Raw genomic sequence first — 14,160 nt, 5'->3', positions numbered from 1 at the left:
TCACTTTCCTTTCGTGCCGATCGCGGCCCCGTGCCGCCGACACCACAAGCGTCGAAGATCGCTTTGGCGGAATCCGGGCGGAGTTCTGGCGCGTTCGGCGGGCTTCTGGCAGCGTGCTGGAAGCCGCTGCTTGATCTGGGGATGGACGCTGTGAAATTCCGGTTGCTGGGCGGGTTGGAGGCCGAATCCGGCGGCCGCCCCGTTGGCCTCGGCGGGCCGTTGCGGCGCCTGCTCGTGGCGGAGCTTCTGCTGGCCGCGGGACGGCCCGTCCCCAAAGAAAGGCTGATCCGGACGCTGTGGGAGGACGAGGCCGACGCGCTCGGCGCCGAGGCGCTGGTGCCGAAGCTGCACTCGCAGCTGAGACATCTGAAAGACGATCTGCGAAAGGCCGAAGCGGGGGCCGCGGATCTGATTGCGGGCCACCGGGACGGCTACCGGCTGCTGGTCGCCCGCGACGACGTCGATCTGCACCGTTTCCGCGACCTGGCCGGCAGGGTGCGGGAACTGGCCGCGCGCAAGGATCCCGGCGACGATGCGGAGATCGCCGAGCTCGGCCGCCGGGCGCTGCTGGAATGGGGCCAGGGGCAGGCGGGGCTGCTCGGCTGCGAACCGCTCGCCGGCCTGCCCGGCGCGCAGATGGAGACCCACCGGCGCGAGCTGCGCAAGGAGCACCACCGGGTGCTGGTCGCCTGCCTGGCGGCGGAACTGCGGCTGGGTCGCGGCGCCCGCATCCTGCCGGAGCTGGAGCGGCTGCACCGCGCCCATCCGTCCGACGAACCGCTGCTGCGGCACCTGATGTGGGCCTACATGCAGGCGGGTGCCAGATTGCAGGCGATCGAGGCGTACGAGCGTTTCCGGCGGAGCGCGGACGACCGGTTCGCCGCCGATGTCAGCCGGGAGACCAAGCAGTTCTACCAGCGTGTTCTCGACGACGACCCCGCGCTCGGCCCGCGACCCGACCGCCCTACCGAGGGAGCCGCCATGCCACCACCGGCGAACACCGCACTGGCGCGCCGAATGGCCGATGTCCTGGTCCCGGCGCTGCCATTTCTCCGCTCGGATTCCGGCTGGCCGCAAATACCGGATCAGATCCCGGGGGATTCGTGGGTCCAGGCGAAAGGCCTGTGGGATGTGCTGCTGCGCCGCAACGCCGTCGCACGCCTTTCCGAGGCGCTGCGGGACGTCCCCGATCCCGGCGAGCTGAGTGCGCAACTGGCGGCCGTTCTCGCGGCCGACGGCGCGCTGGCGGGCGAGGCCGCGGCGATTCTCGACGGGAAAGGCCCCCATAACGCTGCGGGGCAGTTCACCATCGCCGGTTCCTACTACCACCACGGCCACAACATCTCCGGTGTCAACGGCACCGTGGTCCTCGGCGACCAGATCACCCACCACCACGACGACGCGGGTGTGCGGCCGATCGTCCCCGTCAGGACGCCCGAGGACGAGCCGCGGGGGTGGCGGGGCGGCGCGGACGTGACGGTCGGCGCCGACATCTACCTGCTCGACGAGCGGCACCTCGCCGAGCGGCACTCCCCCGACCATTGCGTCGTGCTGCGCGAGGCGCGGGCGCTGCGGCGGCGGCAGCCCCGCTCCCAGTACGTGTGGCTGCGGCAGGTCGAGGTCCGCGAGCCCACCGAGACGGCGCGGCGCGCCCTCGACGCGCTGCGGCGCGAACGGGAACTGCTCGACGGTCTCGGCCGGGTCCGGGGGCTGCCCCGTGTGCACGACTACGACGGCGACGGGCGGATCGCGACCCTGATCCTGGCGTGGCCGTCGTCCCGCGCCGAACCCGGGCGCACGCTGGACGCGGCGTTCGATGTCGACGGCGCCGCCGACACCGCCCCGCCGAGCGCGTACCAGATGTTCCTGCTGTTCGGAGGGCTGGCCGACCTGTGCCGGACGCTCGCGGTGCTGCACGACCGCGGCCTGTCCCACCGGGCCCTCAGCCCGGCCGGAGTCATCAGGCTGGACGGGAACGGCATGGCGCTGCGCGACCTGGGGCTGGCCGCCCGTCCCCCCGCACCGCGCGAAGGCCCCGTGGAGTATCCGGCGCCCGAGCAGCGCTCGCGGCTCGCCGACTCCCCCGGCCCGCACACCGACACCTACCAGCTCGCCGCCCTCGCGCACCATCTGCTGACCGGCCGCCCGCCCGCGCTCCGGGCGCCGCTGCCGGTCGGCCGCCAGGTCCCCGGCCTGCCGGCCCCCCTCGCCCGCGCCCTCGACGCGGCGCTGGACGACGAGCCCTCCGCGCGCCCGGACATCCGTTCGCTCGGCGCCGCGTTCGACAACGCCCGCGACGATCTCTCCCGAGGTAGCGATGACCTTTCGCCCTGTGCACCTCCCGGGCCCGATCACCCTGGTCCCCGCTGAGCGGCTGCACGAGCGGGCAGAGCGCCTGGCCCGCGAGCACCCCCACCTGCGGCTCCCGGTCGATCCGCAGCGGCTCGTCGACGAGCTGAACGCCCGGCGGGACGGCGTGGCGGCGACCTTCGAGGAGCCCAGGGGCGGCGCCGACCGGAGCCTGCTGCTGTACCTGCCGACGTGCACGGTCCGCCTGTACCTGACGAAGAAGTACGGGGACGCCTACACGATCGGTGCGATCAACCTCCTGCGGTTGCAGGACCACCACCGGCTGGCGGGCGGCTGCCTGCTCATCCGCCCGACCGGCTGGCGGCTGGCGTTCAACGTGCAGTCCATTCCGCGCCCGTCCGACGCGTACTGGGCGCCGCTGGCCGCCGAGTGGAGCCGGCTCACCGAAAAGCTCGCCGCGGCCCGCGGCGCCTCGGCGGTCACGCCCGCCCAGGCGGCGTTCCTCGACACGCTCGACCGGACGATCGACGCCGCCGAGCGGATCACCACGGAGGCGGTGCAGGCGCGCCCGCGGTTCCCGTACCGGGACGTGGCCGCCACCGGCGGGCAGCGGCAGGGCACCCGCTCGGTGTACGTCTTCCACGTCGCGGGCGGGCAGCGGCCGGAGCAGGGCGACTTCGTCCAGGTGCCCGGCGAGCCGGGGCTGCGCGGGCAGGTGACGTGGGTCGAACGCGACCGGGTGACGGTCCGCTTCGACCAGCCGGTCGACTGGGCGCGGCTGGAGGCCGTCCGGCAGGGCGAGCTGGAGGTCACGGCGAGCCAGGTGGTGTACGCCAAACAGCGGGAGGCCGTCGCGCTGCTGCGCTCCCGGCAGGCCCACAACACCACCGTCCTGCCGGCTCTGGTGGAGCATCGCGTGCGGCCGATCCCGCCCACCGCGGCCCGGTCCGTCGAGCCGCTGGACCCCGAGCAGACGGCCGCCTTCCGCAAGGGCCTCGCCACCCCCGACGTGCTGGTGGTCCTCGGCCCTCCCGGCACCGGCAAGACCCGCGTCATCAGCGAGCTCGCCCGCGCCGCGGCGGTCGAGCAGAGGGAACGCGTCCTGGTCACCTCGCACACCAACCGCGCCGTCGACAATGTGCTGGCCCGGCTGCCGGGCGAGCTGGAGGTGATCCGGGTCGGCCACGAGGGGTCGGTCACCGCCGAGGGGCTGCCGTACCTGCTGGAACGCCGGGCCGAGGAGCTGCGCAGCCGCATCCTGGACGATCCCGCGCGGTCGCTGCGGTCCTATGCGGGGCTCGGCGACGCCCGCCGCTGGGCCGACGAGCTGGCCAGGTGCGTCGCCGAGCGGGACGCGGCGGAGGCGGCGCGGGCGCAGGCGGCGGAGCGGTTGGACGCGGCCCGCCGCGCCGTGAACGGCCCGGCACAGGAGCGGGTGGACGGCCTCAGGCGCGAACGCGCCCGATGCGAAGGCGCGCTGGAGCGGCACGAGCGGCGGTCCGGCAGGCGGGAACGGCGCCTGGAGCGGATGCGCGCCCGCCGGGCGTGGCCGCTGATCGGCGGCCTGTTCGGCGTGGCGGCGCTGCTGGCCGACAGGCGCCGCCGGGCCGCCGGCGAACGCGCCGAGCGGCTGCGGCGCGCCTGGGAGCGGGCGTGCGCGCAGCTCGCCGAGGCCGAGCGGAAGCTGGACGCGGCCACCCGGGACGACCCGCGGGTGCGGGAGGCGCGTGTCCAGGCGGCGACCGCGTCCCGCCACCTGGAGACCTGCCTGTCGGACGCCCTGCGGGCCGCCCGCCACGCGAGCGCCGCCGTCGCAGCCCTGGACACGCCGCCGCCCGTCCGCGCCGACGCCGACGCGCGGACCCGGGACGCGGACCTGGCGGCCCTGCTGCACTGGCTGCGGGAGCGGCTTGCGCTGCTGGAGGCCCGGTCGAAGCTGCTCGCCCAGTGGCAGGCCGACATCTCCAGCGCCCCGGAGCAGCTGCATCCCGAGCTGATCCGCTATGCCGACGTCATCGCCGCCACCTGCATCGGCGCCGCGTCCCGCCCGGAGATGTCCGGCGCCCTGTTCGATCTGGCGATCGTGGACGAGGCCGGGCAGATCGGCGTCGCCGACGCCCTGGTGCCGCTCACCCGGGCGGGGCGGGCCGTGCTGGTGGGCGACGACCGGCAGCTTCCGCCGTTCCTCGACTCGGAGGTGGAGGCGTGGGGCGCGTCCGTCGGCGATCCCCTGGTCCGGGACCTGCTCGCCAAGAGCGCCCTGGAACGGCTGGTGGACGGCCTTCCCGGCGACCACGTCGTCCAGTTGACCCGGCAGCGGCGCATGCCCGAATCGGTCTGCGAGTTCATCTCGCACGCGTTCTACCGGGGCCGGCTGCGGACGGAGGTCCGGCGCGAACACCGGGACCGGCTGTTCGCCCGGCCGCTGGCGTTCGTCGACACCGCCCGGCTGCCCGGAGACCGGCGTTTCGAGCGGCAGGTGGGCGGCGGCGAACGGTGGGGCCAGTCCGGCTACCTCAACAAGGCCGAGGGGCAGCTGCTGGCCGAGCTCGCCGAGCACTACCAGCGCGGCGGCGCCGAATGGGCGGTGATCGTCCCGTACCGGGCCCAGGCGGACCGGATCGCCAAGTCCATCGCGCGCCGGATCGGCGACGCGGACCTGGCCCGGCTGAACGTGGGCACCGTGGACTCCTTCCAGGGCGGCGAACGCGACGTGATCCTTTACGGGTTCACCCGCAGCAACCCGCACGGCCGCGTCGGGTTCCTCAAGGAGCTGCGCCGCGCGAACGTCGCGTTCACCCGCGCCAAGCACCAGCTCGTGCTCGTCGGCGACCTGTCGACGCTGACCAGGGCCGCGGACCGGCCGTTCCGGGAGATGGCGGCGGCGCTGTGCGACCACGTGACCCGGGTCGGCGACCTGCGGCGCTACCAGGACGTCTACGACCACGTGCGCAGCCTCAACCAGGGAGGACGCTGAGCATGTGCGCCAGGAGGATCTTCCCCTACCCCGAAGAGCGCGTGCTGGAGGACGCGGCGTACGCGCGCGGTGGGACGCCCACGTTGATCGTGCCGTTCCTGCTGCCGGTGTGGTGCGTCGAGATCGAGGCGACGGTCACCGACGCCGAGCCGTACGGCCTGATCGACCGGTATCTGGAACGCGGGATCGCCGAGGCGGGCCTGGCGACGCCGGCCGAGCTGGCCCGGTTCTTCGCGCTGGACGACACGCTCGTCGACCGGGCGCTGCGGGTGCTGAGGCGCATCGAGCACGTGACGGCGGGCCCCGACGACCGGCTGGTGCTCACCGAGCTGGGCCTGCGGTCCGTGCGCGACCAGGTCCGCTACATCGAGCGCCACAGGGACCGCCGCAAGCTCTACTTCGACGCGTTCGGGTCGCGGCCGCTCACCCGCCGGTACTACGACCCGGCGACCGTCACCCTGCTGACCGGGGCCGATCTGCCCGACCTGGAACGGCAGGGCGGCCCCGCCTTCCGGATGCCGCTCAGCCTGCGCGCTTTCCACGACGGGGCGCTGGCCGCGCTGGCCGGGCTGCCCGACCGGGACCGGTTCAACCTGCCGGACCGCATCGAGTCCCCCGTCCGCGTCGGCGACCCCGAGTGCGTGTTCCTGCCGGTGTACGTGGTCCGCGCGGTCGGCAGTGACGGCGTGGCCCGGCTGCTGGCCTACACCCAGGCGGCGGACACGGCCGACGAGGACATCGGCGAGATCTGCCGGGGCAGTCCCGAGGTCGCCGGCCTGGTCGAGGTCGAGGAGCGCGCGTCCGCGGCGGGCCGCGCGGAGGAGCGGGTGCGGGAGTGGCTGCGCAAGCTGGGCATGGACGGCGTTCATCCCGTGCGGCTGCCGGGCGGCATGCTGCGCGTCACCCTCCCCGCGTCGGCCTTCGGCGCGAACGGCGCGAATCGCGGGAACGGCGGGCCCCTGTCCCCGCGCAAAATCGGCTCGTTCGCGGTGCTGGGCTGCCACGTCTGCCAGATCTGGTGCACGGACGAGCGGGTCCGCCGCCGTGCCCTGCTGCGGGGCGTCGCCGACTTCATCGCCCCGAGGGTCCGGGTCAAACGGGCCGACCTGGAGGCGCTGGCGACCCGTCTGGGGCGGCAGGTCGGTCTCGGCGCCGTCGACCGCGACGACCTGCGGCGGCTGGCGGCGCAGGCGGGCGAGCACGACCTGCTGCGCCGGCTGGACGATATCGACGATTGACCGCGACGAACATGCCGTCGAGGCCATATCTGGCCACAAAAAATGCCTGTGAAAGAGGGGTCCGGTTGTCATAATGTGGTTCTCACGGGGATTCACAGATATATGGGGCGGCACGGTGCCGGGTGGGGTGCGTGACAACGGCGGGTGGCTCACCACGGACGAGCCCCTCCCTGACGACCAGCGACACTGGCTGGACCTGGTGGCGGCCCTGCCCGGCTCCCCGCCACCGGCGGGCTCGCTCAGTCACACGCGGCTTCCCGGCGGCGGCGCCCTGCTGTACGCCGTGCACCCGGCCGAGGGGCGGACCGGGCCGCGTGGCGAGCACGCCTACCTACCCGACGGCGCGGACGGCCCCCTCCCGATCGACCTCTGGCGCTCTTCGGTGGGAACGGATGGTGGCGCCGTCCCGACCGAGCGGTCCGGCAGCCCGTTCGCTTCCGAGACGCTGGTGCGCTTCGCCAAGGAGAACGCTTCGCGCCTCGCACCGTTCCTGGCGGACGTGCGCCGCCTGTTCGCCTCCCCGGCCGGGCGGCAGATCGTCCTCGTCGAGGACGATCCGGAAACGGTGGCCCGCTGGATCGCGCTCGCCTGCGCCTGCCTGCCCGAGTCCCACGCCCGCTCCCTGACGTTCACGACCCGCACCGCCCATCCGCACCGCGCTCCGCAGCAGATCGTGGGGATCGGCCCGGACGCCGACTTCGACCGCTTCGATCCGGCGACGGTGCAACACCGCTACCGCGTGCACGACGGCGTCGGCGGGCCGGGCAGCCCGGCGGCGACGGACCTGTGGGCGGAGCTGGCGGCCCGGTCGTGGCTGGCGGGCCTGCGTCCCGCGGACGCCTCCGACCCGTTCGACCCGGAGTCGTCGGCGACGCGTCTGCTGCGCCTCGCGCCGCTACCCGACGACGAGGAGGGAGCGGAGAAGCTGTGGCGCTTGGAGTCGCTGGGCGATGAGGTGCTGCACGGGCTGGTCGAAGTCCTGACGAAGATCGCCCAGACCGGTGACTCCCAGCTCCTGGGCGCGCTGACGCGGTTGTGCCGTCACCTGGAACGCCGGCACGCCGCGGCCGCCGCCCCGCTGGTGCGGACGCTGGCACGCGCCCGGTTCTCCGAATCGGCCCCGGTGCCGAACTCCGGCGGCGCCGGGGGTGTCAGCCATGGCACCGACGAGCAGGAACACGCCGATGCCCTCGGCCGCGGCGTCGAGGGCCGCGAAGGCGCCGGGGCCGACGAATGGCTCCGGGTCGGCGGCGTGCCCGGGCCGCACCACCGGTCCCCGGCGGGGCAGCCGCCGCCTGGCGGGCGGGCGCGGCCGGAACCGCACCGCGAGTCCGGGCCGCCCGCCGATCCGGATCCGCTGCACCGCCGACTGGCCGGCCCGGTCGGCACCTGGGCGGCGGAGCTGAAGTCCCGCCTCGCCGCAGACACGGCGGACGACGCTCTCGTTGAGGCCGCCGCCGACCGGCTGGCCGACGCCCTGCTCGCCCCGGCGGACGGCGAGCGCCGCGAGGCGCTGGCCCTGCTGGATCGCGCCCGCGGCTCACGGCTGCCCCGTGCGGTGCTGCACACGCTTGAGATCCGGACGCGTACGTGGCAGGGGCGGACCCTCGCGGTCAACATCGGTCCGCTGCTGGGCGACTGGTTGCGGGACGCCGTCGACGACGGCACCTCGCTCCCCTTTCGTCTCGCCGAGGCGGTGGTGCGCTGCGACCGCCTGAAGGGCGTCGACCTGCTGGCCGCGCTGATCGAGGAGAGGATGCCCGGGCGGCACGTGCCGGACGCACCGACCCTGGAGACGGCGTGGTACCTGGTGTGGCCGGACGGCCGTCCCCCCGACGAGGAGATTCCGGAGCTGGCACGCGTGTGCCCGCCGTCCCTGATCGTCGACACGGGGTTGGACCAGTACTTCCGCAAATGGCTCACCGATCCCGACCGGTTCGACGAAACGCTCATCGACTACGCGCGGGAAATGAAACGCGTGCTACTGCCCCCGCGGCTGGGAACCACCGTAGAACTGCTGGTGCGCACGTCTGCTCTGGTGGAACGGTCGGTGCCCCTGCCCGATGCCGTCGACACTCTGTTCGATGCGCGCCGCCGGGCCGACCCGACTCCGACGCTGATCGACGGCGTGTTCCGGACGCTCGCCGACCGCCTCGCGCAGGCGCCGCCCCGGGCACTGTGGGCCCAGAAGATCCTTCACCCGCTTGCCACAGAGCGGGATCCGGCGCTCGCCGAGCACTACCGCCGGGCCGAGCTGGCCGCCAAATGGAAGCGAGTCGACTTTCTCCTCGACCATCCTCAGCAGGCGGCCTACCTGTTCATGAGCTGGTGCTTCGCCACGCCGGGCAGCACCGACGCGTGGCGTCGGGTGTGCGGCGAGCTGTTGACGGTCGTCCTGTCCGAAGCCTGGCGGCGCATGGACGGCCCAAAACGCTTGGTGGTGCACGAGACCTTCCGCTTCGAACAGCCCGGCTGGGAGCACGTCTGGCGTGGCTGGCTCGCGTCGCTTCCCGCCGAGGCGCCCCACCCCACCGATGACGACCGGCCGCATGGCGGCATCCCCCCTCAGAGAGGACCAGCGTGAGCGAAATCCCCGGCGGCCGCATGGCCTCCCGTCCCCTCCACTTCATCTGGCTGCTCGACTGCTCGGGCTCGATGAGCATCAACGGGAAGATCGGCGAGCTGAACTTCGCGATCCGCGAGGCGATCCCGGAGATGCAGCAGGCGGCCCGCGACAACCCGGCCGCGTCACTGGTCGTCCGCGCCATCACGTTCGCCAGCGGGGCCGACTGGCACATCGCCGAGCCCACCCCCGTGGAGCAGTTCACCTGGGACGACGTCCACACCTACGGCGGAACGGACATGGGCGCCGCGTTCCGGCTCGCGGCGGCGGAGCTGCGGACCCCGCCGATGCCGGAACGGGCGCTGCGTCCGGTGCTGGCGGTGGTGTCCGACGGGCAGCCCACCGACGACTGGCGGTCCGGCCTGCGCGAGATCGACGCCACCCCGTGGGGGAAGCGGGCGGTGCGCGTCGCCATCGCCATCGGCGACGACGCGGACCGCAGCATGCTCAAAGAGTTCCTCGGCAACCCCGAGCTGGAGCCGATCCTGGCCAAAAACCCCAAGCAGCTCGTCGCGGCGATCCGCTGGGCGTCCACGGTGGCGGTGAAGAACGCGTCCACGCCGACCGTCGAAGGCGACAAGCACCCGACGTCCCCGCTGTCCTCCACCGACCAGGACGAAGACGTCTGGTGAGGCAAGGCCCGGCGAGCATGCCATGGGAACTGCTCGAAGGCTCCGTCACCGGCGTCGGCAAGACGCACAGCCAGGACAGCTGCGCGGCCCGCCCGGCCGCGGACGGCGGTGCGTTGGTCCTCGCCGTGGCCGACGGCCACGGGGCCGCCGCGCATTTCCGCAGCGACCTGGGCGCACGCTGGGCGGTGGAGGAGTTCACGCAAAGCGCCGAGGTCTTCGCGCGGGAGGCGGTCCGGTTGGGCAGCGACGTGTCGAAGTGGCCCATCCTCCGCGCCCATGTCCGGAGCCTCCCGCAGCAGTTCGTCCACCGCTGGCGTGAGCGGGCGCTGCTGCACGAGAGCAACGCCCCGTCGGACGGAGCGACGTCCGCCCGGTCCCTGAAGGAGCTGGAAAAGCGGCTCCCCGTCTACGGCAGCACTCTCGTCGGGGCGGTCGTCACCGCGCGGCTCCTGGCCTGCTGGCAGCTCGGCGACGGCGACATCGTGCTGCTCGACGACACGGGTGCGGCCCAGGCGCCCCTGTCCACCGGACCCGACATCGGCGACGAGACCGATTCCATCTGCCAGCGGGAGGCGTGGCGGGCCGTGCGGACGCACTGGCTGCCGTTCACCGGAAGGCCGCCGCGCGGGGTGCTGCTGTCCACCGACGGACTGTCCAAGAGCTTCGCGGAGCGGTCGGGGTTCCTGCAGTTCGCCGAGGAGGTCGGAGCCATGGTCGCCGAGCAGGGCGCCGCGCACGTGCGGTCGCGGCTTACCGGATGGCTGGAGCAGGCCGCGCGCCACTCCGGCGACGACACCACGCTCGTGGGCGCCTTCGCGGCGCCCGTCCCGCCCGCGCCCCCCGCCACGACCACACCCACATCACCGGCGACATGGGAGGACTGACCGCGTGAACGGCATGCTCGACGCCGGGCGGACCCTGGTGACCGAATCCGGCGACAAGATAACGGTGGAGCGGCTCTTCGGATCCGGCGGGCAGGGCGAGGTCTACCGGGTGCGCACCCCGCACGGCCCGCAGGCGCTGAAGTGGTACTACCCCCAGCTCGCCGACACCCGGCAGCGGCGCATCTTGGAAAGCCTCATCGACCGCAAATGGAACGACGACCGGTTCCTGTGGCCGCAGGCCATCGTCATCGACCCGCACTCCAGCCGGCCGGGGTTCGGGTACCTGATGGACGTGCGGCCCTCCCGGTTCCACGATCTGCCCGCGCTGTTCCGCCGCGACAAGGCGGTGTCCGCGACCACCCTGCGGACCCTGGTCACCGTCGCCCTGCACACCGTGGAGGCGTACCGCACCCTGCATTCCAAGGGCATCGCCTACCGCGACATCAACTGGGGCAACATCTTCTTCGACCCCAAGACCGGTGACGTGCTGGTGTGCGACAACGACAACGCGGTGGTGGAAGGCGAGACCACGCAGGTCGCCGGGACCATGGACTTCATGGCGCCGGAACTGGTGCGCGGCGACCAGGGCGCCCGTCCGGGCATCCAGACCGACCTGCACGCCCTCGCCGTCCTGCTGTTCCTGCTGCTGATGAACCACCACCCGTTCGAGGGGGCGCTGGCGCTGCGGATCCGCTGCATGGACGAGGCCGCCAAACGCCGGCTCTACGGGACCCATCCGGTGTTCATCTACGATCCGGACGACACAAGCAACCGTCCCGACCCGGGCGAGCAGACGACCGTCATCGCGACGTGGAGCGTCCTGCCGAAGATCCTGCGCGACCTGTTCACCGAGACGTTCACGGCCGGGCTGTGGACGCCGTCCCGCCGCGTCCGCGAGACGCAGTGGCGCGACGCGCTGAGCAAGGTGCTGGACGCCATCACCGTGTGCGGCTCGTGCGGCAAGCAGAACCTGGCCGAGCCGGGCGGCCCGCCGCCCGACTGCTGGCACTGCGGCCACCGGGTCAAGCTACCCGTCCGGTTGCGGATCACGGTCCGCCGGGGCTCCCTCAGCACCGCCCGTGACATCACCCTCGCCCCGCAGGCGCGGGTGTACGCCCACCACCTCGTGGACGACCCCGACCGGCACGACTTCACCGCGGTGGTCGGCGAGGTGACCGAGCACGCGCAGCAGCGCGGCCGCTTCGGCCTCACCAACCGCACCGACGGGGCGTGGACGATGCGGCGGCCGGACGGGTCCGCGCAGGAGGTGCCGCCCGGTCGGACGGTGGGCCTGAAACCGGGGCTTCTGCTGGAACTCGGCGGCGGCGTGGAGGCGGTCTTCTTCGACTGACGCGGGTCATCCCCGCGACCGCGGGATGAGGCGTCGCAGCCATCGGCGCAGCCTGCTCCATCTGCCGCCCGTCGGCTGCCCCGTCACGACCCGCGCCTCGCCGACCGGGCGGGGCGGCGGTGCGAGGGCCTGACCCGGTGGCGGCCACGGCTCCGGCGGCGGCGACGGTTCCGGCCGGAGCGCGACGCGTTCCACCGCGGTGGGTCGCCGGGCGCCGGCCGGTTCGAGGACCGGCTCGGGGGCGGGTTCGAGGACGGCCGTGGCCGGCTCGCACGCCACGACGACCGCGTCCGGCCGGGGCAGCGGCGTGACGGTGACCTCGCCCGCCTGCCGGGAGACGGGGATGACGATGCGTCCGTCGGCAAGGTGGCGGCTGCGCGGTATGCGGGTCTCCTCGGTGAGGCCGTCGCGCTGCCAGCGCAGCAGCACCAGCACCGCCGGGTCGGGCCAGGTGAACCTCACCTCGGCGCGGTCGGGCCCCAGGCGGCGCACCGCCAGGTCGGCGACCCCGCCGGGGTTCTCGATCACCACGGTCGGTCCGGACACCGCCAGGTCGCCGAGCACGCTCACCAGGGCGAGCCGCAGCGTCTGCCGGGGAGGCACGGTCAGCGCGACGGACGGCGCGGGCCCCTGCGGCGCGTAGGCGTTGCGGATCTCACCGGGCAGCCTGCCGAACAGCTCCGAGACGTCCTCGCCCGGCCGCACCGTGCGGAACGGCCACGGCACCAGGTACTCCTCGCCGCGCGGCGGAGGCCGCCACGTGATGTCGACGCGTCCGACGCCGTCGACGGGACGCACGGTGGCCTCCTCCACGGGAGCGGGCCACCGCTGCACCTGAACCGACACCTGGCACCCCGGGGACCACTGGTCGCGTCCGTCGAGGCCCGTGTAGCGGCACGCGATGACGTAGCGGTAGGAGCCCGGTTCCAACGGCCGGTCCACCAGTCCGCCGGGGCCGCACGGCACGGCGACCGGCTGCGCGCCGTCCGCATCCGACGAGCGCATCACCTTCACCTCGCCGGCGCGGGGGTGCGGCTGCCACTCCAGGTGGACCCCGTCCGGCACCGACGAGGCCCTGGCGTCCGTCACCTCGGGGGGCAGCAGAACCGGTCCCGTCGCGTGCGGCACCTCGGCGATCCGGTCGCCGTGCAGCGGGACGACGGCGTAGCGCAGCCGCACGCCCGCGGGCACGTCGTCGTCCGGTGTCTCGACCTCGACGGCCTCGTGCGGGGCGTCCTCCGGGAACCGCACGACCCTCACCGACACGTCCGGCGACGCGGGCGCGGGCCAGCTCAACCGGACCGTGCGGCCGTCGGCCACCGCCCGCACCGCCGCCTCGCCGGGCCGGTTCGGTGCGTCCGCGAGGGAGGCCGCGGCGCCCAGCAGGCCGGCGGAGGCGCGCGGGTCGTCCACGATCAGCCGGTGTGCCCGCAGCCATGCCCGTGCCGCCGCGTCCGCGTCCCCGCGCTCCTGGAGGCGGACGGCGTCGCCCATCAGCCGGTCCGCCGCCGCCATGTCGTCTCGGATCGCGGCGACCAGGTGGGCCAGAGCGTGGTCGGCGGAGGCGTCCGGTATGTCGGCGGCGAGCCGCGCCGCCTCGTGCAGCAGCCGGCGCCGCGCCGCTGCGGCGATCCGCTCACCGGCCCGGCGGGCGGGTCCTTCGCCGGGGAAATCCGCCGCCACCGCCGCCGCCAGCGGCCCGGCCTCGTCCCGGTGGACGCCCAGCCCCTCGGCTGCGGCCGCACCGGGCCCGCCGTCCTTGAGCAGGCAGGCGAGCTGCCACAGCACCAGGCGGCGCAGCGCCATGGGGTCGTCCCGCAGCGCCTCGGCCAGCACCGCGAGCACCTCCGTCACCGCCGGGCCGCGCGGGTCGCCGGATGCCGCCCACTCCGCTCGGCACTCGTCGATGTAGGCCTGGTCCGCCCGTCGCCAGAGCAGACCCCGCCGCGCCGGGAACCACAGGCCGTCCAGGACGCGGAACTCCACCTGGAGGCCCCGTCCGGAGCCCGGGAGGGAGGCGGGGCTGAGCATGTCCGCGGCATGCCGGAACCCCAGTTCCTTCAGCGCCGCGTCGAGGGAGGAGTAGCCGTCGATGCCGACGAAGCGGGGCAGGACGGGCAAGGGCAGATCGTCGGTGGGGGGACG

The 14,160-nt window shown here is 74.0% G+C and carries 8 protein-coding genes; 7 read left to right on the top strand and 1 reads right to left on the bottom strand.

Translation table 11 applies throughout. The features are described 5' to 3' along the window. Positions 1 to 141: 141 nt before the first annotated feature. The 7 genes from QSK22_RS09305 to QSK22_RS09275 all read left to right on the top strand — a co-directional run bounded on the left by QSK22_RS09305 (position 142) and on the right by QSK22_RS09275 (position 12,015). Positions 142 to 2,370: a BTAD domain-containing putative transcriptional regulator gene (locus QSK22_RS09305; RefSeq protein ID WP_285493620.1), complete on the top strand. Its 2,229-nt coding sequence runs from the start codon at positions 142 to 144 to the stop codon at positions 2,368 to 2,370. Next, positions 2,318 to 5,287: a DEAD/DEAH box helicase gene (locus QSK22_RS09300; RefSeq protein WP_285493618.1), complete on the top strand. Its 2,970-nt coding sequence runs from the start codon at positions 2,318 to 2,320 to the stop codon at positions 5,285 to 5,287. The genes QSK22_RS09305 and QSK22_RS09300 overlap by 53 nt, the downstream gene beginning before the upstream one ends. 2 nt (positions 5,288 to 5,289) lie before the next feature. Then, the gene (locus QSK22_RS09295; RefSeq protein WP_285493616.1) at positions 5,290 to 6,525 is read left to right on the top strand and encodes a hypothetical protein; all 1,236 of its coding nucleotides are present in this window, start codon (positions 5,290 to 5,292) and stop codon (positions 6,523 to 6,525) included. 73 nt (positions 6,526 to 6,598) lie between these two features. Further along, a complete protein-coding gene (locus QSK22_RS09290; protein WP_285493615.1) occupies positions 6,599 to 9,109 on the top strand; it encodes a GTPase-associated protein 1-related protein in 2,511 nt (836 codons plus the stop codon). Beyond that, on the top strand, positions 9,106 to 9,780 hold the full coding sequence (locus QSK22_RS09285; RefSeq protein WP_285493614.1) for a vWA domain-containing protein: 675 nt from the start codon (positions 9,106 to 9,108) through the stop codon (positions 9,778 to 9,780). Before QSK22_RS09290 ends, QSK22_RS09285 begins: the two co-directional genes overlap by 4 nt. A gap of 17 nt (positions 9,781 to 9,797) precedes the next feature. Further along, complete coding sequence (locus tag QSK22_RS09280) at positions 9,798 to 10,664, top strand: protein phosphatase 2C domain-containing protein (protein ID WP_285493613.1); 867 nt, start codon at positions 9,798 to 9,800, stop codon at positions 10,662 to 10,664. A 13-nt stretch (positions 10,665 to 10,677) separates the two neighbouring features. Then, the gene (locus QSK22_RS09275; protein ID WP_285493721.1) at positions 10,678 to 12,015 is read left to right on the top strand and encodes a serine/threonine protein kinase; all 1,338 of its coding nucleotides are present in this window, start codon (positions 10,678 to 10,680) and stop codon (positions 12,013 to 12,015) included. 6 nt (positions 12,016 to 12,021) lie between these two features. Here QSK22_RS09275 and QSK22_RS09270 read toward each other — a convergent pair whose 3' ends face one another. Then, on the bottom strand, positions 12,022 to 14,136 hold the full coding sequence (locus QSK22_RS09270) for a fibronectin type III domain-containing protein (protein ID WP_285493612.1): 2,115 nt from the start codon (positions 14,134 to 14,136) through the stop codon (positions 12,022 to 12,024). Positions 14,137 to 14,160: the final 24 nt, after the last annotated feature.

The organism is Actinomadura sp. NBRC 104425 (assembly GCF_030269545.1).
GTDB lineage: Bacteria > Actinomycetota > Actinomycetes > Streptosporangiales > Streptosporangiaceae > Spirillospora > Spirillospora keratinilytica.
This window is presented reverse-complemented; position numbering and strand designations above follow the sequence as displayed.